Source organism: Adhaeribacter pallidiroseus (assembly GCF_003340495.1).
Classification (GTDB): Bacteria; Bacteroidota; Bacteroidia; order Cytophagales; family Hymenobacteraceae; genus Adhaeribacter; species Adhaeribacter pallidiroseus.
Genome location: NZ_QASA01000001.1, coordinates 4,395,885 through 4,416,924, shown reverse-complemented (window position 1 = coordinate 4,416,924; position 21,040 = coordinate 4,395,885). Strand labels below are relative to the sequence as shown.

The window sequence follows — 21,040 nt, the reverse complement described above, 5'->3', positions numbered from 1 at the left end:
CAAAGTTGAATGGCGAATAAAGAAAGCATTGTGCTGGAGGAACTGGATAACAGTAATTATGCTTCTACCATTGAAGTAGAAGAGGAAAGCCGTGGCAGTGATATTGATTTTATCATGCTGCTCAGCTTGGTGCGGAAAAGCTTGATTTGGGTAGCACTGTTAATTGTTCTGGGTTTAATCGGGTCTTTTTTGTTTCTCCGTTATACCAAACCTTTATACAAATCTTCCTCTACTTTAAAAATTGATGAACAATCCGAAGCTGGTCGTTTAGGTTTAGATGGTACCATTGAAAATCAGCAAAACCTGTCGAACCTGTCTGGTGAGATCGAAATTATCAAATCAAATTTAACGTACGAGCGCCTCCAGCAAAAATTACCTTTAGATATTAGCTACTACGCGATAGGTAATATTTTGAACGAAGAATTATACCGATCTTCTCCGTTTCATATCAGCTACGAAATGTCCAATGAGGCTTACTATAATATTAAGTTTGGAGTTTCTATATTAGACGCTACTCGTTATAACCTATCATATGTACAAGGTGATCAGGAAGTAACCGAAGAGCATACTATTGGTGAGCCCGTACAAAAGCCGGGTTTTACTTTTACTTTAAAATTAACGGCGCCTTTAAATTCCGACATTCTGGCGCAAAAGTATTACTTCACCATCAACAGCACCGGGGCTATCCGGCAATACCTTACCTCTAATGTGGCGGTTAATATCGTTAATTTAGATGCCAGCACTGTTGATATTTCTTTCACCGACCATAATCCATTTAAAGCGCATGAAATTGTAAATTCTATTGATTCGGTGTACCTGGAGCAGAAAATTGCTTTAAAAGATATGGCCACCCGCCAAACCCTTTCTTTCTTGGATGAGCAGTTAAAAGAAACCAACGAAAATCTGGGGAACTCCGAGATTCAGATGGAGAATTTTGTGAAGCAAAATAAAACCTATGATGTTCGGGCCGATGTAAACAAACAGATGACGAAGCTGGAAGATCTGAATAAGCAACGCGTTGATCTGCGCATGGAATTATCTTTGCTAAACGAAATTGACCAGTTAATAGGCCGGAATACTTCTTTGGACCAGATGATTCCTTCGCTGAAAGAATTAGATGACGAACAGCTTTCTAACCGGATTTCTCAGCTAAGTAACCTGCAACTGGACCGTAGCTTAATGATGCAGTCTTATAAAACTACTACCAAAGCTTACCAGTTGCTCGAAGAAGAAATTGATTTTTCGGAAAAAGCCGTGCGGAAGCTGTTAGCGCAAAACAAGCTGCTTTTGCAAAAGGAAGTAAATTTAATTGATACAAACATCCGGAATATTCAGCAGGAATTGCTGCAAATGCCCGGTAAGGAAACGCAACGCGCCCGGTTACAACGGCTTTTTGACTTGCACGAAAAGTTTTACCTGATGTTAATGGATAAGAAGGTAGAATTTGGTATTGCGCGAGCGGGCACTGTACCCGATTTTCAAATTCTGGCACCAGCTTCCCGGCCAGCTGCTCCTATTTATCCGAATAGATTATTAGTATACGGCATTGGCTTGGCCGGTGGTTTGTTTTTAGGTTTAGGTTTAATAGCGGGCCGTTACTTGTTGCATAATACTATTACCAGTTTGCCAGAACTGGAACGAAGTTCTTTCGCGGCAGTTTTAGGCGTTATTCCGCGGTATAAAAAAGAAAAACTGCCTATTTCTAAATTAATCGTCGACAAAAACCCTAAATCGGCGATCAGCGAGTCCATCCGGTCGGTGCGCACCAATTTAGAATTTATTTCTTCTTCCAAAAACAAACGCTTGATTTCAATTACTTCTACCGTGAGCGGCGAGGGTAAAACGTTTGTGGCGGTTAACTTGGGCGCCATTATTTCGCAATCGAATCAGCGGGTAATTATCCTGGATTTAGACTTACGAAAGCCTAAGATTCACCAGGCTTTTGATGCCGAAAATACGAAAGGGATCAGTACTATTCTGATTGATCGGCACAGTGTAGCCGAATGTATCCGGCGCACCAGTATGCCCAATCTGGATTTTATATCCGCGGGACCAACTCCTCCTAATCCGGCTGAGCTGATTTTAAATTCCAGTTTTGATGATATGGTGGAAGAGTTGTATCATTCCTACGACGTAATTATTGTGGATACGCCGCCAGTGGGCTTAGTAACGGATGGGATTTTGGTAATGCGGAAAGCCGATATTCCGATTTATATTGTGCGGGCCGGATTTTCGAAAAAAACCTTCTTGAAAAACATGAACAAGATTATGCGCATTAATAATTTTAATAAAATGTGCACCATCTTAAATGACGCGGATAGTATGGTGGCTTACGGATATGGGTATGGGTATAGTTACGGGTATGGCTATGGCTACTCTAACTCGTACTACGAAGAAGACCAACCGGAAAGCTTTGTTACCCGCTTCAAGAAAAGATTTACCTAAACGATGGCTTCTTTTTTTAAGAGGTTATTTCCAGGTAATACTCCTGCCGCAGAACCTGTAAATTTTTTAAAATTTATCGGTTCTGACATGCATGCCCACGTACTTCCGGGTTTAGACGACGGAGCCGAGTCTTTAGAACAGGCGATGGCAATGATTCGGAAAATGCAGCAGTTGGGTTATCACAAGCTTATTTTAACGCCCCACGTAATGGGCGATTTTTACAAAAACACCGATACGGATATTAAAGCCAAACTGGCAGAATTGCAAATTGCCGTGCAGCAAGAACAAATAGCCATAACACTCGAATGTGCCGCTGAATATTACCTGGACGAGTGGTTTGTGGAAAAGTTGGAAGCAAAACAACCGTTGCTTTGCTTTGGAGCCAATTATGTGCTAATCGAAACTTCGTACATCAACGAGCCCATGCGGTTTCAGGATATTATTTTTCAAATCAAAAGCAATGGCTATAAGCCCGTGCTGGCACATCCGGAACGCTATTCTTACTTGTATAATCGTTGGGAGCATTTGGTAGAGTGGCACGAAAAAGAGGTTTTATTTCAAATAAATTTAAATTCTTTAACCGGCTATTATGGACCAGAAGCCAAACGAATCGCGAAAAAATTATTGGACCATAAATTGATCGATTTTGTAGGAACAGATGCGCACAGCGAAAAACAGCTTCGATTTCTGCAAAAATTGCCTTTGTCTTCGGTGTTCAAAAAGCTGCAGGAGTTACCTTTGCGTAATTATTCTTTATGATTTTTCTGGTTTAATTAGCTTTATTCTATGGTGTTTGTTACGGGTAGCAGCGGTTTAATTGGTTCTTACCTGTTGCAACAATTACTAGAACAAGGCTACCAGGTAAAAGCTTTGGTACGTTCCCAGCCGCCTCCTGATCAGCTACTGCCTTTAAACCTGCAATACATCATCGGGGATATTTTGGATGTAAGCGTTTTACAACAAGCTATTCAGGATAACGATTATGTATTTCATTGCGCTGGCTTAGTGTCGTATGCTCCGCAAGATGCCGATTTACTCAAGCAAATAAACGTAGAAGGTACGGCTAACGTGGTAAATACCTGTTTAACCCGGCAAGGCGTAAAATTATGTCATGTAAGTTCTATTGCTGCCATTGGCCAGCAGAAAGGTGCCCGCATCTTAGACGAAACGGCTAAATGGGATGCCAGCACCGCGGTATCCGTGTATGCCAATTCTAAATACTTTGCAGAATTAGAAGTATGGCGCGGCATTGCCGAAGGCCTGGCGGCAGTTATAGTTAACCCCTCCGTGGTTCTAGGACCAGCTGATTGGACGCGTAGCAGCACGCAATTATTTAAATACGTATTTAACCAAAATGCCTTTTATACCGACGGATATATTAATTTTGTAGATGTACGGGATGTGGTAGCCAGCATGCTGGCTTTAACTTTTTCGGAGGTACGCGGCGAACGTTTTATTTTGAACGCGGGCCAGGTGTTGTATCAAGATTTTTTTAAAAAAGTAGCTCAGTTTTTGAATAGGAAGCCACCGGGCATCCAGGTGCCAGGGGTTTTAACCGAAATAATCTGGCGGCTAGAAAGTTTCCGGTCTTTTTTTACGGGCAAGCGTCCGCTAATTACCAAAGACACGGCTCGCATAACCAAAAGAAATTACCTGTATACCAGTGATAAAATAAAAAAACAACTGCCTTTTACCTTTAAAACCCTCGAAGAAACCTTAAATTGGTGCTGCCGGGAACTACGGCAAAAATATCAGTTGCCCGTATAATATGTGAATTAAACGTAAACTATTTAGTGCTGCAAATTGTCGTATAAGCTGCATTTAAATGCAGGTAAACCTATACTATTAAATGAACGAAAATCCGGAAGAAAGAAACGAAGAGTTGGGTATAATAAAGAAATTTGAAGCCATGGTTTCCCGAAACGAAACTGTGTTTTTTGATTTATCTGATTTTGAATTTATTATTGATCATTATACCTCAAGCTATAATTATAAAAAGGCTTTGCAAGCTTGCGAAGCAGCCTTAAACCAATATCCGTTTTCTACGGAGTTGTTAATTGATAAATCCCAGTTGCTGGCTATGGCGGGTAATTTTGCCGAAGCTATTGATATGATCGACCAGGTGGCGCTGCTGGACCCGGATAATGCCGATGTGCTGGTAACCCGGGGCGTTATTCATACCCAAAAAGGAGAATACCAGGCGGCTATTGACTATTTTAAGCAAGTAGTGGAAGCGCATCCCGATCGGGATGACGTATTTTTTAATATTGGTTTAACTTACCAGACCTGGGGGAAATTTAAGTCTGCTGCCAAGTATTACAAGAAATGTTTGGAAGTAAATCCGGAGAACGAAATGGCTATTCAGGAAATTTTATACTGCCTGGATATTACCGGTAGTCTGGAAGGTTGCCTGCCATTTCTGCAAGAGTTTATCGACCGTGACCCGTATTCGCATACGGCCTGGTTTAACATGGGCTTATTGCAATACAAATTAGCCGATTACGATAAAGCTTTAGCTGCTTTTGAATACGCCACCATTATTAAACCAGATTTTACCGACGCTTTTAATCATTTGGGTAATACCTATGTGAGTTTAGGAGAATTTACCAAAGCCATTGAAGCTTTTTCGGCAGCGGCAGTTTTGGATCCGCAATCTTCGGAAATTGTGTGCAACATCGGGGAGTGTTACGAGAAGTTGCGCCAGTGGGACTTATCCCGGCGGTATTATCAGAAAGCTATTGACTTAAACCCCGAAATGGATGAAGCCTGGTTTGGGATTGGTATTATTTTAAATGCCCAGGAAAAGTGGTTTGAGGCCTTGCATTTTTTTAGGAAAGCCGCCACTATTTATCCCGATAGCGCCGACTACTGGATAGCTTTAGCCGCAGCGGAATTTAATGTAGGAAATATTGTGTCTAGCCTGGAGAGTTACGAGAAAGCCAGCATTTTGGCGCCTACCAACAAAGATATTTGGTTAAACTGGTCGATTATTTTATACGACCAGGGTAACTTTGAAGGAGCTATTGACTTGATCCACAATGCTCTGGAACTACAACCCGATGCGGCCGAACTCCATTATCGCTTATGTGCCTACCTGCTTTCCGCAGGAAAATATAAAGAAGCGTATAATTATTTAGAAAATGCATTAATTTTGGACTTCGATAAGCATTACTTGTTGTTTGAATACTTTCCGGAGCTGGAGTCCCAACGGGCACTGGCCAGGTTAATTGATCAGTACCGCAAGTAAATTGCTAGATTGTTGACGTGAATAATTGCTAGATTGTTGAATGGGTAGAGGCGTTTTTTACAAGAAAGAGGAAACAGCAGTTTTGCAAATACATCTTTGTTTAACTAAAAACTGCTATGACAGAAAACAATTCAACCATGTAACCATTCAGCAATTTAGCCATTCAACCATCCAACAATTCAATTTTAATGAACTATCATCTTAGTGATTTACCCGAGAGGGATGCTAAACCCCGCGAAAAAGGATGTACCATGGCCATGGATAAAGGCTTAAGCATCCGGGAAGTAGAAGATTTTATTGAAGTAGCCGGCGAATACGTTGATTTGGTAAAATTAGGCTGGGCTACTTCCTACGTAGTTCCTAATTTAAAACGTAAGCTCGAGGTTTACCGGGCTGCTGGTTTGCCGGTTTACTTTGGAGGTACGCTTTTTGAAGCTTTCATCATCCGTAATCAATTTGATGAGTACCGCCGCTTACTGGATGATTTTGGGATGAATATTGCGGAGGTTTCGGATGGCTCAATTGAACTGAACCACGACCAGAAATGTGAATATATCCGCCAATTAGCCACCCAGGTTACCGTTTTATCGGAGGTAGGCTCAAAAGATGACCAAAAGATTATCCCGCCTTATAAGTGGATTAGTTTGATGCAGGCCGAATTAGATGCTGGTTCCTGGAAAGTAATCGGGGAAGCCCGTGAAGGAGGTACAGTGGGTCTGTTCCGGTCTACGGGGGAGGTACGCAGTGGTTTAGTAGAAGAAATTCTCACAAAAATTCCTTTCGAAAAAATTATCTGGGAAGCTCCGCAAAAAGAGCAACAGGTTTGGTTTATTAAATTGCTCGGCGCTAACGTAAATTTAGGTAATATTGCTCCGAACGAAGTTATTCCTTTAGAAACCATTCGCCTGGGAATCCGGGGCGATACTTTTATGGATTTCTTAAATCTGGAAAAAATTAAAAAATAATTGCGTACCAGAGAGTTGCCCCACCGGCGACTCTTTTTTATATCAGTTTATCTAAAAATAGATTCTCTTAAATTAAAGTAGCCTTACTTTGTACTTATGGAGCTGTTGCACAACTTTATCGACTTCTTTTTGCACCTGGATGTTCATTTGTCGGAGATTATCCGGGACTACGGAGTTTGGGCATACTTAATTCTCTTTCTGATTATTTTTGTAGAAACCGGCCTGGTGGTAATGCCTTTCTTGCCCGGCGATTCGTTGTTGTTTGCGGCGGGCGCTTTTGCCGCTCCCCAGTTGCTGAATAACGGTCAAACAATAGAAGGTCCATTTAATATTTTTTACCTAACCATTTTGCTGTTTATTGCGGCCTTTCTCGGAGATACGTTAAACTTCCATATCGGCGATTATTTTGGCCCGAAAGTATTTCGGCGCGATTATAAATTATTAAAACGCGAACATTTGCTTAAAACGCAGAATTTTTACGAAAAGCACGGGGCTAAAACCATAATCATAGCCCGTTTTATTCCCATAATTCGCACGTTTGCTCCTTTTATAGCCGGAGTAGGTACCATGAAGTACAGCCGGTTTATGGCCTATAACATTGTGGGCGGATTTCTGTGGGTTACTGGTTTTTTACTGGCTGGTTATTTATTTGGCAACATACCGGCCGTTAAAAAGAATTTTACGTTGGTAGTTTTTGCTATAATTGCTGTTTCTATTTTGCCGCCATTGTACGAATTTATAAAACAACGATTTACTTCTAAAAAGGCCGCTTAACGGTAGAGGTGCCAGTTTTTTAAATTTCAGGGACTACGTGGGAGGGGCAATCTTTTTTTTAACATTGATTTACCCTGTAAGTAGGAATAACCCCAAGCTATCAGGAACACGAATTATTATATCAAAACAATTCTGCGGTAAAGATTAGCAGGTAACATGTAAATGAAAGAATACGGACTTATCGGCTTCCCATTAAGCCATTCTTTTTCGCAGAAATATTTTACCGAAAAGTTTCGGGCAAATGCTATAACTGATTGCCGGTACGAGCTGTTTGAATTGAGTAACATTAATCTGTTTCCGGAGCTTATTCGTAGTCGGCCATTATTGCAGGGCATTAACGTAACCATTCCGTACAAACAAGCAATAATTCCTTTTTTAGACGATTTAGAAACGGTAGCAGCTGGTATTGGAGCAGTAAACGTTATTAAGTTGGCTAACGGTAAACTCAAAGGCTTTAACTCCGATTACCAAGGCTTTATGCAGTCTTTGCAGAATTTCTTTCCTTCTACAACCCAATCGCAAGCCTTGGTATTAGGTACCGGGGGAGCCGCCAAAGCAGTGACCGCTGCGCTACAGCATTTAAACATAAATTACAAACAAGTTTCCAGAAACCCGACCGTCGGGCAATTAAGTTATGAGCAGCTCACAGCAGAGGAGTTGCAGCAATATTTGCTTATTATTAATACCACTCCTTTGGGTACCTATCCGCAGATCGATACCGCTCCCCCCATTCTTTACGAAGCATTAACGGACCAGCATTACCTGTACGATTTAGTTTATAATCCGGCAGAAACTATTTTTTTAAAAAACGGCAAAGCCGCGGGCGCCAAAATTAAAAATGGCTACGAAATGCTGGTTTTACAGGCCGAAGTAGCCTGGCAAATCTGGAACAGTTAATCGCTTTAATTATAAGCGTCAAAAAATTAAAAAATAGCTTAGCGCTATTGGCCAAGCCCAAGTAAACTTTTCTGAATTTTAAAATTTTCGTTCACGGGATCAAGCTAAAATCTTTGATGCCGGTTTTTATATATTTGTTTCCGTTAATTTTTGTCTAACTTAACTCAATTAGTTAAAAATATTTTCGACGCTTGCAACCAAAGGCCGCCGGGCCGGGTCATGTGGGTGTTGCAGCTTTAAGGATCCTTCTCGATTGAAAATTTTTACGCGCCAATTATCCGAAGACGATGAATTGATTGCCGGGTGTATTGCTGGCAAACGAGACATGCAGCGGCGGTTATACGATAAGTATGCCGCTCGGATGATGGCCGTATGCCTGCGCTATTCTAAAACCAGCTTTGAGGCAGAAGATGTGTTGCAGGAAGGATTTGTGAAAGTATTTAATAACATACAGAATTTTAAGCGCGACTGCCCCATAGAATTCTGGATCCGGAAAATAATGGTGAATACCGCTTTAAAACACCACCGGCAAAAAATGCATGTAAGCTCGGTGGCAGAAGTAGAACAGGTAGAGAAGCATCCGGAAGAAGAATTTATTTTTTCAAACTATGGCTTTGAAGAACTTTTGGCCATGATACAGCAACTGGCGCCCCGGTACCAGTTAGTATTTAACCTGTATGCCATTGAAGGCTATACGCACAAAGAAATTGCCGCGCAATTAGATATTTCGGAAGGTACTTCCAAATCGCAGTATTCGCGCGCTCGGGCAATTTTAAAAGAAATGATTGAATCCAAAGAAAGAAAGTATAATGAAAAAATCATCAGATAACACGAACCGGCCCCGTAAGCTGGAAGAGGTTTTCCGGGATGGTTTTGAGCCAGCCGAGGTTCGCCCCCGGGCTAGTAACTGGCACCACATTGAACAGGAACTGGAAGTAAAACAAGCCGGTTATTACAAGAAACGCTTGGTTTGGTACCGGAGCGTGGCAGCGGCCAGTATTACTTTATTGCTGGTAGCCCTTGGTTATTTTTGGTACGATACGCAGACGGGGCACCGGTTAAATCTGCGCGGTGCATCTTCCGGTGAGCTTGTGCAGCGTAAAAATAACGCCACCACCCCGGCAATTGTTAAAACCGATGATAAAGATATCCGGGAGCAATCTCCGATAACCGAAAATTTAAAAAAGAACAAACCAACGAACCTCTTATTGCTGCAAAACAGGAGGCAGATCCATTAATACTTTCCTTCAGTAAAAGTCGTAAGAATAAGGCGGCGGCATCCGTAAAAACAAACGCAACGCAATTAGCTTTTAAGCAACCGCAAACATCCAATAAATCTTTAAAATCGGCGAACGAAAAGCTGGCTATAGCGGATAAGCCAGCTGAAAGTGTTACCATTGGCCAAGAAAAGGCGCCCGATATTAAAAGTAATACTATGGCACTTGCGCCAGCCCAGTTAATTCCTGAATCTAGTTTAGCAACCGATTCGTCCGGGGTAATGATGGCTAAGAATCAACCGGAATTTAAAAAAGACAGTGCCGCCGTTATTGCCGCAGCTCTGTTTCCCGAAGAAACTAAAAAGAAAACAGTGGGCTCACGTTGGGCTATAGGTGGCGGTACGGGTTCCCAGTATTTTGATCAGAATATTAAATTTGCGAGTGCTGGTACTAATTTCTTTGGTAATCCTTCGACCAATTATGCTCTTTCGGCGGTTAGTAAGAACACCGGCAGTAATAGTATAGAAGCCGCTAGCAAAGAGTTTAACGAAAATACGCGATCGTCTTTTTCGTACCGGGCTGCGGTGGGCGCAAATTACCGCATTAATGATAAATGGAGTATTGAGGCCGGGTTAACTTTTGCCGAAAATAAGGCCCAGACTACTACTTCTTACATTATTTACAAGCGGCCGGCGGCATTAAATGCCATTGCTAATATTAAAGCAGAAAATGCTTTTCTGGATAATACCTCCAACGGCATAACTACCAACGTAACTATTCCGGTTACCATCTTTTTGGCCAAATTAACCGATACGGACCTGAATAATGCCCAGGTAACTGTAGAGCAGGTAACGCCATTTAATATGTACTATCGGTACCGGCAAATAGGAGTGCCTGTGCGGTTGCGCTACCAACAGGGGCGGGGCAAGTGGTTTAATTTTGTACAGGCGGGCGGTGCTTTAAATGTGCTCTTGCAAACCAGTATTTTATCTGATTCGCCTAAAGTACCCGCGGTGGAATATCCGCTTGGGCGGTCTTCGCCTTTCCGGAAATGGTATGGAACGGCATTAGGCTCTGTGGGTCGCGGATTAAAAATATCGGAAGTATGGCAAGTACAAGGCAGCCTGGATGTGGCCCGGAGCTTCTCGACATTAACTTTAAGTACTGATCAGATTCCTGGCTTAAACCAGCAGAAACCTTATTATGTAGGGTTTGGCATTAGCTCGAGCTATGTGATTGGTAAAAAATGAGTGCCAGGCATTAATGAAACAGTTCTTTATTTAATATTCCTGATTCTGAACGGTAATAACTTTTATTGTAACTAGCTGAAATCAAGCCTAACAATCCGGACCTCATATATAATTATGTTATGCAACTGCCATCTAAACAAAATAGGTTTTATTCCGAATGGTTTGATTTTTACCTGCCTGCCTTGGGTTGGCTGATTATTAGTTTCCTACTCATTTTTGCGGTGTTATGTAGTTAGATTTTTAAAATTTTTAGGTGCTTGGTATGAAGCAGGTGTATTTATTTTGGCTGATGATTGGGCTTGGTGTTGCCTTTTCCTGCGATACCGAAACAGGTAAAAAAGCCGATACTCCGCACGTTGCTTTTTACACCTTAAAAAATCAAAATACTCTTGGTACCGGTTGTGAACTGGACGTAGCTACGGCCCAAGAGAAAGAAGTAATTATTGCGAACGACGAAATTCTGTCGTACCACGCGGCCGAACATTACTTTGTTTTAACGGCCGCGGCGGTTAACCGGCTAAAAAATATAAAGAATCAAACTCCTTTTTACCTGAAAGTGGACAATGCAGTAGTTTATGCCGGTTTTTTAATGCCTGGTTATTTAAGCCTGGCTTGTTTAGATATAATCGTAATTGATCCGCTTGCTTACAACAATATAATTAGGGTGCGGTACGATTACGCCAATACCAGCCAACCTACTACTGATTCGCGTAATAACGCTACCTTACTCGCGGCGCTGCAAAACCAAGGTAAGTTAGAAAAATGAGCAGAGCATTAACAAAAATAACGCTAGTAATTGGGTTGGTTAGCCTGCTTACCAATTGCACCGAAAAGGAATCTCCCGCCCTATTTAGTGGTCAGGTTATCTGCCGGGGCGGATGTTGGCCGAATGCCTACTACGTGGCTATTAACAGCGAAGAACCTAAAGGAACCACGCAAGCAGTATTCGACGCTGATGGTGTTAACCGGGGACAATTTAACAATGTGCTTTTAATAAATAATTTAAAAACCAGCGACCAACAGGAAGGTAAAACCATCACATTTAAAAATTACAAAGATACCGAAGTGAGTTGCCAATCATCGTACCCCAGAGCCATACGCGAGATAGAAATTACTTACTAAAGCAGTAATTTTTAAAATTTACCGTTAAAACACGAAATAACATTTACCTGGTACAGCCTTCTTTGGGCAACTAACCCTTAACTGCTTCGGCCTAAAATCAGGTAAATAAAAATATCTTACACTATACTATATATCTCTTACACTATACTATATATCTACTAAGCCTACTCTTATTCGGGAGTGGGTTTTTTATTTTTAAGAAAGCTCCTTCTTTCCTGAATATTTTATAAAAAATAAGGTGTATGGATTCTGTTTTTCGAAATATGAGCTAATAAGTTTATTACCAGTTATTTGATTGCCAGAACCCTGTTATATTTGAGCTTCACGAAATAACCTGTTTATGAAAAAAACTTTACTCTTAACCTGTTTGGTTGTATTTTCCTATTTGCAAGTAAAGGCCCAAGGCTGCGTAGCTATCCGGAGTACCGGGGGCTTGTGCACCATGACGGCCCACCCCGATAGCGCGGCTGTTCCGGGAAGTTGGGTACTGGCTACCAATAGCCGCTATTTTAAATCTTTCCGCCATTTTCGGGGCCGGGAAGAGCAAAAAGAACGTTTGCAGTTAGGCACCGAAGTAATTAATCATCAATTCGCCCTGGACATTTCCTTAACCCGCCACTTAAATCAGTACTGGTCGTTTATGGTTGATGTGCCGTTGCTGTATAATTCCCGGTCTTCGTTGTACGAACACGGCCGGGCCGAACGCGGCATGATGCATTCGTCGGGTATTGGCGATGTACGGGTGGCGGCTTACCGTTGGCTATTTAACCCGGCCAAACACCACAAAGGTAACATTCAGGTAGGGTTGGGTTTAAAACTGCCTACCGGCGATTACGATTACAAAGATTACTGGCAGAACGTAGGGCCCAATGGTACTAAAGAGTTGCGCACCGTCGATCAGTCTATTCAATTAGGCGATGGCGGCACCGGTATTTCGGCTGAGTTAAATGCTTTTATTCGGTTACTCCCGGTTTAGGGGTTTATGGTAACTTTTACTATCTGGCTAACCCCCGGGAACAAAACGGCGTGCGCACCTACCGTGAGTTAGTAAGCGCTACCTTAGCCAACGAAGCAATTATGAGTGTGCCCGACCAGTACATGGGCCGGGCCGGGATCAATTATTCGCGCCGCAGCCTGGTTGTATCGGCAGGAATGCGCTTAGAAGGTATACCAGTGTACGACCTGATTGGCGGCAGTGGCGATTTCCGGCGACCCGGTTATATTTAGTCCGCGGAACCGGGTTTAACGTATCAATTTAAAAAAGTAAATTTATTTGCGACAGTACCCGTGGCTTTGGTGCGTAATCGTACGCAAAGCGTAACCGACAAAGAAAATTCCGTGATCCGGCAAACCTTCGTGCAAGGCGATGCGGCTTTCTCGGATTATACCGTAAACGTTGGCTTTTCGGTAAGGCTGTAAACAAATCTTAAATTTTAAAGGATTTAAAAATATAAAGCCATTCTACCCGAATGGCTTTTTTACTTCGTTTACTTTTACCCGGGCATCTTTTAATGATAACGTACCAAATAAGGAGAACAGAACCACATAATCTGGTTTATGAGCAAACCAAAAAGATCAGAACAGAAGAATAAATTCGTTATCTAAAACAGTTATTTTAGCACGGCCAAATGCGTCTTTTCTCCTAAAATATTCTGGAAGCTTGGCAACTCTGCGAGGTTGTAAATTGTTATAATCTATTAACGAATTTTAAAAAATCTGCATGGATTTTAAATTAACTTCAGAATTTAAACCTACCGGCGACCAGCCCAAAGCCATTGCCCAGTTAGTAGAGGGTGTGCAAAACGGCGAGCCCGCGCAAGTGCTTTTGGGAGCTACGGGTACCGGTAAAACCTTTACCGTAGCCAACGTTATCCAACAGGTGCAACGGCCCGCTTTGGTATTGTGCCATAACAAAACGCTGGCGGCCCAGCTTTACGGAGAGTTCAAGCAGTTTTTTCCGCAGAATGCTGTCGAGTATTTTATCTCGTACTACGATTATTACCAGCCCGAAGCGTACATTGCTTCTTCCAACACCTTTATAGAGAAAGACTTAGCGATTAACGAAGAAATTGAAAAGCTACGTTTGCATTGCACCTCTTCGTTATTATCCGGCCGGCGCGATATTATTGTGGTGGCTTCGGTGTCGTGTATTTACGGTATTGGTAACCCCGAAGAATTTGGGAAAAACGTGATTTACCTGCAACCGGGGCGTAAATTTAGCCGCAACCAGCTGTTGTACCAGTTTGTGCAAATTTTGTATAGCCGTACCGAGGTAGAATTTACCCGCGGCACGTTCCGGGTGAAAGGCGATACGGTAGATATCTTCCCGGCCTATGCTGACTTTGCTTACCGCATCTACTTTTTCGGCGACGAGATTGAGTCGATTCAGCGCATTGACCCGGCTTCGGGTAAAAAAATAGCCGAAGAAGAACAAGTCGCTTTGTATCCGGCTAACTTATTCGTGACTGGCCAGGATGTGATGCAGCAAGCTATCCGCGAAATCCAGTTTGATTTAGTGGCGCAACACGAGTATTTTTTAAAAGACAGCCGCGACGAAGAAGCCAAACGCATAAAAGAACGCACCGAATTCGACCTGGAAATGATTCGGGAACTGGGCTATTGCTCCGGCATTGAGAACTATTCGCGTTATTTCGACCGGCGCACTCCCGGCGCCCGGCCTTTCTGTTTGCTGGATTATTTTCCGGAAGATTATTTGATGGTGATTGACGAAAGCCACGCCACTACGCCGCAGGTACGGGCCATGTGGGGCGGCGACCGTTCCCGGAAAACGGCCCTGGTAGAATGGGGTTTCCGGTTGCCATCTGCCATGGATAACCGGCCGCTGACTTTTAACGAGTTTGAGTCGATGATGCGCCAAACCATATTTGTGAGCGCCACGCCCGGCGATTACGAATTGCAAAAATCGGGTGGGGTAGTGGTGGAGCAAATTATCCGGCCAACCGGTTTATTAGATCCGGAAATTGAAATACGGCCTAGCCTGAACCAGGTAGATGATTTACTCGACGAAATTGACGAGCGCATTAAAATGGGCGACCGGATACTCGTGACTACGCTTACCAAACGCATGGCCGAAGAGCTTTCCAAGTACATGGAGAAACTCAACATCAAAGTAAAGTACATTCACTCGGAAATTAAATCCCTGGACCGGGTGGAGATTTTACGGGAACTGCGCCTGGGCCACATCGACGTGTTAATTGGCGTTAATCTGCTGCGCGAAGGTTTGGATTTACCGGAAGTATCGTTGGTAGCGGTGCTGGATGCCGATAAAGAAGGTTTCCTGCGCGATCAACGCTCCCTGATACAAACCACCGGCCGGGCGGCCCGGAACAGCAAAGGCAAAGTAATAATGTACGCCGATCGGATGACGGGTTCCATGCAGCGTACCATCGACGAAACCAACCGTCGGCGAGCCGTGCAGATGGCTTATAACGAGGCGCACGGTATTACCCCAACTACGGTACGGAAATCCAAAGAAGAAATATTTGAACAAACCACGGTTGCCGATTCGCGGGCTATGCCAAAAGTGTACGCCGGACCAACGGAAGTATCGATCGCGGCGGAACCGGTTATACAGTACATGAAGCGCGAGGAACTCGAAAAGCTGATCAAGAAAACAGAAAAGCAAATGGAAGGCGCCGCCAAGGAACTCGACTTTTTGCAAGCCGCCAAATTCCGCGACGAACTGGCTGAGCTGCGCAAATTACTAAAGAGTAAACGCGATTAAAGGACACAGCCTTCTGAAAACCAGAAGGCTGCTTTCTTCTTTTAGCTGTTGTCTCATCGTTTTTTTAAATTTTTTAATTTTTTGCGTCATGCCCAGGCCGCTAATTGTCTATAGAACCGGAAACGATCTTGATTTAAATGAAGTAACTGCTTTATACGAAGCGTCTACGCTCGGGGAGCGCCGGCCTATTCAAGACCAGACCCGGATGCAGGCGATGTTGCAGCACGCTAATCTGGTGATTACAGCTTGGGCCCATACGCAGCTAGTTGGTATTTCGCGGGCGTTTTCTGATTTTGCTTTTGTTACGTATTTATCGGACTTAGCGGTGCACCGCGATTTTCAGAAGCAAGGCATTGGCAAAGAGTTAATCCGGCAAACGCAATTAGCCGGGGGACCACACGCCAAAGTTGTTTTACTGGCGGCTCCCGCGGCCGAACAATATTACCCGCACCTTGGCTTTACCCACCGTCCGCAGGCGTGGATGTTAGACGGAGATGCCGCTTTACATTAACCATCCGTAAATAATTTAAACTTATGGCCGAGAGCAAAAAGCATATACTGGCTATTTCCGGTAGTACTAAAAAAAAATCTTCGAACGAAGCCATTATCCGGTTTATCGCCGATTATTTTAAAAACGAGATTAATGTAGAGCTATTCGACGGCATTGATACCTTGCCGCATTTCAATCCGGAGCTAGATCAGGAGGAGCCGCCCGTGGTTGTAGTAAATTTCAGAGAAAAAATTCAAAAAGCCGATGGGATACTAATCTGTACGCCGGAGTACGTGTTTAGCTTGCCCGGTAGTTTAAAAAACGCTTTGGAGTGGAATGTGTCCACCACGAATTTCTCGAACAAACCAACCGCTATTATTGTGGCCGCAGCTTCCGGCGAAAAAGCCTTGGAATCGCTGGCATTAATCATGACTACAATCGAAGCCCGGCTACCCGAAGAATCCAGGCTTTTGATAAAAGGCGTGAAAGGAAAAGTTAGCGCTACTGGCACTATTCAGGATCAAGCCACCATCAGTCAAATCGAAGTCCTTATGGAATCATTCTTGCGTACCATGCGCGCAACTGACGAGGTTCCTACCAAATACCAGGTTTGATGAACCACCAACTCAGGTAGATTTTACCTTTAAAAGTCGGTAGAAATAATTAAATTTTAAAAATTAGCTCTGTTTTAATAATTAACTTTATTTTAACAAGTAAAAAATATATCTCTCACAAGAATGGCGTTACAGTCGACTAAAAAATGCAAAAATTGCGGAAAGTGGTCGCATTGGAATCAGCAAGTTAATGACACCTGTGAGTTTTGCGGGCATTTGCTCGATGAAAAAGCTTTTCTGGCGCAGGCTAAATCCGAAGCCGAAGCCAACGAGAAAAAGCCCTACCAGATCAACATGGAGTTGATTAAGATTTATCCAACCGATTCTTTTTTGGTGAAAATGGGTAAACGCGGGGTGCAAGCTGTGCAAATTTCTTTTATTGCCATCTTGTCGTTTATTCTGTGGTTTTTAACCATGCTCGCTGGCTGATGCGCATCTTACGTAATCCATTTTTTTTGTTCTCGGCGAGCCTGTTTTGGGTAACTTATATCCTGGAATTTTTTAAAATTTTCACCCTGCCTTTCGTGCATCATTACCTCGACGATTTGCTGGCGATGCCCGTAATTTTAACGTTAGCGGTAGCTGTGCAGCGGCAATGGGTTTACCGCAATCCGCAGTACGTACTTTCTAAAATACAGGTAATTTTTGCGGTGGTTTACGTAAGCGTGTGGTTTGAAGGCGTTCTGCCCACTTTTTCCGGAAAATATACCCGCGATTTCTGGGATATTCTGGCTTATGTATTAGGCGCCTGGTTTTTCTACCGTTTTGTAAATCGGCCGGCTTCCTTATCTTTGCCGCAATAAACACCGGTTAAACTATAGTATTTTTTTGAAAAAAACAGTAACCCTCCGTCGCGTTACCAGCCAAGACGCCGAATTACTGGCCCGGCTAAGCTGGCAATCTTTTGAAGAAGCATTTGGGGCAGACAACACTCCCGAAAACATGGCGGCTTTTCTAAACAAGCATTTTACCCCGGAGGCAATTGCGGCTGAATTAGTGGAGCCCGATTTTGAATTTTATATTGCCGAACTGGCCGACGAACCAGTGGGTTATTTGAAATTAGAATTCCCCGCTCCGGATGCCCAACTGCCTTTTGCAAATCCGTTAAAAATTAACCGGCTTTATTTGTTGCGCCAGTATTTAGGTTTGGGGCTCGGCGACCAACTTATGCATTTCAGCGTCGAAAAAGCGAAATTATTAGGTTGCGATGCCATATGGCTCACCGTTTGGGAACATAACCCCAGAGCAATCTCTTTTTACGAAAAATGGGGCTTTTACCAGGCTGGTACCGACGATTTTGCCGTAGGCGATGATGTACAACTGGATTATATAATGGTAAAATCATTATAAGAAAAGGTATTGTAAAGCTTAGCTGATTGTAGTTGAAATCTACTAAGGAGAAAATCGTCTGAGGTACTAATTCTAAATTCAGAATTGGTATGGCTTTAAATGAAATGTTAATTTTGTCCTATTACCAATCCGAGCGCTCCGACAAACGGCATTGCAAATCCCGTTCAGCATCTTCTAATATTAATTTTTTCTGATTATCTGATCGTAAAATCAGCAAAAATTAAAAAAATCCATTGCTCTAGGCTTGAGCAAAATGAGGAAAGTCACGCAAGTAAATCCGCGCCATAGTTTTACTAAGAAGATTGAAACAAACCGATTCAATTGATAACGGGTAAGGCTAGATCATCAGTAGCTAAGCGCAACTGACACCAGTTTGGCTGTTGAGGGCCTTCTAAGGTTTCGGTTTTGCGCAGCAAAATTCCGCAGACGGAGTCGAGGAAAGAGAGCTTAGACCGCCCGAAAGAGCCAAACGAGGCCCGTCGGCCACGAGGCAAACTCAGCTGTATCAAACTTGATAGCACCAACGCCTGGCGACGGGAACCGGCTCCAAAGAAGGAATTACAAAAGCAAATGCGCCAGTCCGGAGACTGGCTCTTGTCCAAAAGTCCCCAGTGACGCTAAGCTAAACACTGGCGCCAGATGAATGAGAAAGTATTTGAATGTTCTGCGTCCTATTAGCTAGTGCTTTAAACCAGCAATAAGCCTTTCTCCCGAAGCAACAACCACGTAGGCGATATCAAGAATTCAGAAAAAGTAAAACCAGCTTGGCTAGGAAACTGTTGCGCCAAATCTTTTAACCGGGTAGTTTGCGCCGCATCGCAACTTACCTGCGTAAGCATTTCCACTAACCATTGCCCAATAACTGGAGTAGTCTTGATCTGAAAATCTTCGGCTTTCTCGTAAAAAGTGAGTACTGCTTTTTCCGTGTTCTTTCCTTTTTTAACGAAAGTAATTACTTCTAGCTCCGGCATATTACCCAGCCAAAGCACGCGCAAGTTTTGTTTTTCACTGTCGGGCTTAATAGGGGCCACAATCGCTTGTTCGATCAAAACCGGGCTAATAGTGGGCCGGGGTACTTTAAAATCGAACCAGAAAGAAAGCGGTTCCTCCAGGCCAATGCCGTGCATGTAATTGTAAATGGCTTTGGCTAAGCCGGTGCCAAATAACTCGTGGTCGCAGCCTTGCGGGTCGTCGTGCCACAAATCGTTGTGGGCAAAGTTACCGGCCGGCGGACCAATCTGACGTACCCCGTACTTTTCGGGGTTTTTACCCACCGGGCTGTGCGCCGTCATGGAAAAGCGGTGCCAGAAACCCGATTGAATCACATTATTTAAAAATAATTGCCGTACTACCTCTAAGGAGTCAATGGTTTCCTGAGCGGTTTGCGTCGGGAAGCCGTACATGAGGTAAGCGTGCACCATAATGCCAGCCTGGGTAAAGCCATCAGTAACCCGGGCTACCTGCGCAATGGTTACGCCCTTCTCCATCTTCGCCAGCAACCGATCTGAAGCTACTTCCAAACCACCCGAAACCGCAATGCAACCCGAAGCGGCGAGTAAACGGCAAATATCAGGCGTGAAAGTTTTCTCGAAGCGGATGTTTCCCCACCAGGTTATTTTTACGCCGCGCCGGATTAGCTCAATGGCTAAATCCCGGAGGGCCAAAGGAGGAGCGGCTTCGTCTACAAAATGAAAACCCGTTTGGCCGGTTTGTGCCACAATGGCTTCGATGCGATCCACTAACAAAGTGGCCGGGGCGGTTTCGTAGCGGGCAATGTAATCCAGGGTAACGTCGCAGAACGAGCAACGCTTCCAGTAGCAGCCGTGCGCCACCGTTAATTTATTCCAACGGCCATCGCTCCACAGCCGGTGCATGGGGTTCATTACCTCAATTACCGACAAGTATTTATCCAGGGGCAAACCCGCGTAATCCGGGGTGCCTACTTCGGTATGCGGGATGTTGGCATCCTGACAGCCGTTTAGGTATTTCACCTCACCCGCTTCCCGTAGAAAAGTGCGTTGCAATAATTCTTTAGGCCGATTATTCTGTAAGTATTCCAGCAGCTTTAACCACGGACCTTCGCCATCGTCGAGGGTTACAAAATCAATAAAATTAAAAAAACGAGGTTCTTTTAAACTGCGCAACTCCGTGTTGGGGTAACCGCCACCCATTATGGTTTTTACCGCCGGGAAGTGTTGTTTGATGAACTGGGCGCAACGCAACGCGCCGTATAAATTACCCGGAAAAGGCACCGAAAAGCCAACAATATCGGGTTTTACCTGCGCCAGACGTTCGGCTAAAATCTCCAGTAACAGCTCATCTACCAGGTTTGGTTTTTCGTCCAAGGCCGTTTGCAACGGATCAAAAGAAGTAGCCGATAAAGCTAGTTTTTCGGCGTAGCGGCTGAAGCCAAAATACGGGCAAATAGTTTCTTTTATTAAATCGCCGAGATCTTCGAGGTACAGGGTGGCCAGGTGGCGGGCTTTATCGTTAATGCCCATGGCGCCAAAAGCAAATTCTAAATCACCGATTTGGTCAAACCGCGACGCTTCGGGTAAAAAGCCGTTGTAACAGATTTGCTGGGCCAGCGTGGTATCGGTATTCTGTAGAAAGCGAATGGTAGGCTCAATGGTAGCCAGATAAAACCGCTTTAAGCGCAGCATCCGTTTGCAGTTATCCGAAAGCGGCAGATTCTGCTGCTCAATGGCGTGAAACACCCGCGTAAGTCCGGCCCGGGAAAAAAGTTTTAAAACCAGTTCAATGCCAAAATCGGCTTGCGCTACGGGGTAGTGGTATTGTTGCAAAAAACCTTTTATGTACGCGGTGGCCGGGTAAGGCGTATTTAATTGCGTGAGCGGCGGCGTAATAAGTAAGATTTTAGGTGCAGGTAACAAGGTTTCGGGCTTAGTGCAGGTTAAGAACAT

At 43.7% G+C, this 21,040-nt stretch carries 23 protein-coding genes; 21 read left to right on the top strand and 2 right to left on the bottom strand.

Features of this window, described 5'->3' with window-relative positions; all coding sequences use genetic code 11:
* Positions 1-9: 9 nt before the first annotated feature.
* The 21 genes from AHMF7616_RS17590 to AHMF7616_RS17500 all read left to right on the top strand — a co-directional run bounded on the left by AHMF7616_RS17590 (position 10) and on the right by AHMF7616_RS17500 (position 18,116).
* On the top strand, positions 10-2,445 hold the full coding sequence (locus AHMF7616_RS17590; protein WP_115374073.1) for a polysaccharide biosynthesis tyrosine autokinase: 2,436 nt from the start codon (positions 10-12) through the stop codon (positions 2,443-2,445).
* Positions 2,446-2,448: 3 nt separating this feature from the next.
* Positions 2,449-3,204, top strand: a complete 756-nt coding sequence (locus AHMF7616_RS17585; RefSeq protein WP_115374072.1) for a tyrosine-protein phosphatase — start codon at positions 2,449-2,451, stop codon at positions 3,202-3,204.
* Between the two features lie 27 nt (positions 3,205-3,231).
* Entirely contained in the window at positions 3,232-4,212 is a 981-nt protein-coding gene (locus AHMF7616_RS17580) for an NAD-dependent epimerase/dehydratase family protein (protein WP_115374071.1), read from the top strand.
* 82 nt (positions 4,213-4,294) lie between these two features.
* The gene (locus tag AHMF7616_RS17575; protein WP_115374070.1) at positions 4,295-5,692 is read left to right on the top strand and encodes a tetratricopeptide repeat protein; all 1,398 of its coding nucleotides are present in this window, start codon (positions 4,295-4,297) and stop codon (positions 5,690-5,692) included.
* Between the two features lie 188 nt (positions 5,693-5,880).
* Complete coding sequence (locus AHMF7616_RS17570; protein WP_115374069.1) at positions 5,881-6,657, top strand: phosphosulfolactate synthase; 777 nt, start codon at positions 5,881-5,883, stop codon at positions 6,655-6,657.
* 96 nt (positions 6,658-6,753) lie between these two features.
* A complete protein-coding gene (locus AHMF7616_RS17565) occupies positions 6,754-7,431 on the top strand; it encodes a DedA family protein (RefSeq protein WP_115374068.1) in 678 nt (225 codons plus the stop codon).
* 162 nt (positions 7,432-7,593) lie between these two features.
* Complete coding sequence (locus AHMF7616_RS17560; protein ID WP_115374067.1) at positions 7,594-8,328, top strand: shikimate dehydrogenase family protein; 735 nt, start codon at positions 7,594-7,596, stop codon at positions 8,326-8,328.
* Positions 8,329-8,581: 253 nt separating this feature from the next.
* On the top strand, positions 8,582-9,157 hold the full coding sequence (locus AHMF7616_RS17555; RefSeq protein ID WP_115374066.1) for an RNA polymerase sigma factor: 576 nt from the start codon (positions 8,582-8,584) through the stop codon (positions 9,155-9,157).
* Positions 9,138-9,566 carry a hypothetical protein gene (locus tag AHMF7616_RS17550; protein ID WP_115374065.1) on the top strand — a complete coding sequence of 143 codons (429 nt, stop codon included), beginning with the start codon at positions 9,138-9,140 and terminating at the stop codon, positions 9,564-9,566. Before AHMF7616_RS17555 ends, AHMF7616_RS17550 begins: the two co-directional genes overlap by 20 nt.
* A 197-nt stretch (positions 9,567-9,763) precedes the next feature.
* Positions 9,764-10,795 carry a hypothetical protein gene (locus tag AHMF7616_RS17545; protein WP_115374064.1) on the top strand — a complete coding sequence of 344 codons (1,032 nt, stop codon included), beginning with the start codon at positions 9,764-9,766 and terminating at the stop codon, positions 10,793-10,795.
* Between the two features lie 262 nt (positions 10,796-11,057).
* Positions 11,058-11,561, top strand: a complete 504-nt coding sequence (locus tag AHMF7616_RS17540) for a hypothetical protein (protein ID WP_115374063.1) — start codon at positions 11,058-11,060, stop codon at positions 11,559-11,561.
* Entirely contained in the window at positions 11,558-11,917 is a 360-nt protein-coding gene (locus AHMF7616_RS17535) for a hypothetical protein (RefSeq protein ID WP_115374062.1), read from the top strand. The genes AHMF7616_RS17540 and AHMF7616_RS17535 overlap by 4 nt, the downstream gene beginning before the upstream one ends.
* Before the next feature lie 340 nt (positions 11,918-12,257).
* Positions 12,258-12,893: a hypothetical protein gene (locus AHMF7616_RS26760; RefSeq protein WP_199474268.1), complete on the top strand. Its 636-nt coding sequence runs from the start codon at positions 12,258-12,260 to the stop codon at positions 12,891-12,893.
* 50 nt (positions 12,894-12,943) lie between these two features.
* Entirely contained in the window at positions 12,944-13,144 is a 201-nt protein-coding gene (locus AHMF7616_RS26755; RefSeq protein WP_199474266.1) for a hypothetical protein, read from the top strand.
* Positions 13,145-13,210: 66 nt separating this feature from the next.
* Positions 13,211-13,336: a hypothetical protein gene (locus AHMF7616_RS27560; protein WP_262511728.1), complete on the top strand. Its 126-nt coding sequence runs from the start codon at positions 13,211-13,213 to the stop codon at positions 13,334-13,336.
* Between the two features lie 301 nt (positions 13,337-13,637).
* A complete protein-coding gene (uvrB, locus tag AHMF7616_RS17525; RefSeq protein WP_115374061.1) occupies positions 13,638-15,662 on the top strand; it encodes an excinuclease ABC subunit UvrB in 2,025 nt (674 codons plus the stop codon).
* An 88-nt stretch (positions 15,663-15,750) separates the two neighbouring features.
* A complete protein-coding gene (locus tag AHMF7616_RS17520) occupies positions 15,751-16,173 on the top strand; it encodes a GNAT family N-acetyltransferase (RefSeq protein ID WP_115374060.1) in 423 nt (140 codons plus the stop codon).
* 23 nt (positions 16,174-16,196) lie between these two features.
* Positions 16,197-16,766: an NADPH-dependent FMN reductase gene (locus tag AHMF7616_RS17515; protein ID WP_115374059.1), complete on the top strand. Its 570-nt coding sequence runs from the start codon at positions 16,197-16,199 to the stop codon at positions 16,764-16,766.
* Positions 16,767-16,889: 123 nt separating this feature from the next.
* On the top strand, positions 16,890-17,195 hold the full coding sequence (locus AHMF7616_RS17510; RefSeq protein ID WP_115374058.1) for a hypothetical protein: 306 nt from the start codon (positions 16,890-16,892) through the stop codon (positions 17,193-17,195).
* A complete protein-coding gene (locus AHMF7616_RS17505) occupies positions 17,195-17,569 on the top strand; it encodes a magnesium citrate secondary transporter (RefSeq protein ID WP_115374057.1) in 375 nt (124 codons plus the stop codon). Before AHMF7616_RS17510 ends, AHMF7616_RS17505 begins: the two co-directional genes overlap by 1 nt.
* Before the next feature lie 25 nt (positions 17,570-17,594).
* Positions 17,595-18,116 carry a GNAT family N-acetyltransferase gene (locus AHMF7616_RS17500; RefSeq protein WP_115374056.1) on the top strand — a complete coding sequence of 174 codons (522 nt, stop codon included), beginning with the start codon at positions 17,595-17,597 and terminating at the stop codon, positions 18,114-18,116.
* Positions 18,117-18,433: 317 nt separating this feature from the next.
* Here the strand turns inward: AHMF7616_RS17500 and AHMF7616_RS26200 are convergent, their stop codons facing one another.
* On the bottom strand, positions 18,434-18,718 hold the full coding sequence (locus AHMF7616_RS26200) for a hypothetical protein (RefSeq protein ID WP_147275717.1): 285 nt from the start codon (positions 18,716-18,718) through the stop codon (positions 18,434-18,436).
* A gap of 84 nt (positions 18,719-18,802) precedes the next feature.
* Positions 18,803-21,040, bottom strand: a complete 2,238-nt coding sequence (locus tag AHMF7616_RS17495) for a B12-binding domain-containing radical SAM protein (protein WP_115374055.1) — start codon at positions 21,038-21,040, stop codon at positions 18,803-18,805.

Coding starts and splice junctions, on each gene's coding strand:
- AHMF7616_RS17550 (WP_115374065.1), top strand. CDS start 9,138: ATGAAAAAATCATCAGATAACACGAACCGGCCCCGTAAGCTGGAAGAG.
- AHMF7616_RS17590 (WP_115374073.1), top strand. CDS start 10: ATGGCGAATAAAGAAAGCATTGTGCTGGAGGAACTGGATAACAGTAAT.
- AHMF7616_RS17580 (WP_115374071.1), top strand. CDS start 3,232: ATGGTGTTTGTTACGGGTAGCAGCGGTTTAATTGGTTCTTACCTGTTG.
- AHMF7616_RS17575 (WP_115374070.1), top strand. CDS start 4,295: ATGAACGAAAATCCGGAAGAAAGAAACGAAGAGTTGGGTATAATAAAG.
- AHMF7616_RS26760 (WP_199474268.1), top strand. CDS start 12,258: ATGAAAAAAACTTTACTCTTAACCTGTTTGGTTGTATTTTCCTATTTG.
- AHMF7616_RS17515 (WP_115374059.1), top strand. CDS start 16,197: ATGGCCGAGAGCAAAAAGCATATACTGGCTATTTCCGGTAGTACTAAA.
- uvrB (WP_115374061.1), top strand. CDS start 13,638: ATGGATTTTAAATTAACTTCAGAATTTAAACCTACCGGCGACCAGCCC.
- AHMF7616_RS17570 (WP_115374069.1), top strand. CDS start 5,881: ATGAACTATCATCTTAGTGATTTACCCGAGAGGGATGCTAAACCCCGC.
- AHMF7616_RS17540 (WP_115374063.1), top strand. CDS start 11,058: ATGAAGCAGGTGTATTTATTTTGGCTGATGATTGGGCTTGGTGTTGCC.
- AHMF7616_RS17510 (WP_115374058.1), top strand. CDS start 16,890: ATGGCGTTACAGTCGACTAAAAAATGCAAAAATTGCGGAAAGTGGTCG.
- AHMF7616_RS17495 (WP_115374055.1), bottom strand. CDS start 21,040: ATGTTCTTAACCTGCACTAAGCCCGAAACCTTGTTACCTGCACCTAAA.
- AHMF7616_RS17545 (WP_115374064.1), top strand. CDS start 9,764: ATGGCACTTGCGCCAGCCCAGTTAATTCCTGAATCTAGTTTAGCAACC.
- AHMF7616_RS17520 (WP_115374060.1), top strand. CDS start 15,751: ATGCCCAGGCCGCTAATTGTCTATAGAACCGGAAACGATCTTGATTTA.
- AHMF7616_RS17585 (WP_115374072.1), top strand. CDS start 2,449: ATGGCTTCTTTTTTTAAGAGGTTATTTCCAGGTAATACTCCTGCCGCA.
- AHMF7616_RS17565 (WP_115374068.1), top strand. CDS start 6,754: ATGGAGCTGTTGCACAACTTTATCGACTTCTTTTTGCACCTGGATGTT.
- AHMF7616_RS17535 (WP_115374062.1), top strand. CDS start 11,558: ATGAGCAGAGCATTAACAAAAATAACGCTAGTAATTGGGTTGGTTAGC.
- AHMF7616_RS17560 (WP_115374067.1), top strand. CDS start 7,594: ATGAAAGAATACGGACTTATCGGCTTCCCATTAAGCCATTCTTTTTCG.
- AHMF7616_RS17505 (WP_115374057.1), top strand. CDS start 17,195: ATGCGCATCTTACGTAATCCATTTTTTTTGTTCTCGGCGAGCCTGTTT.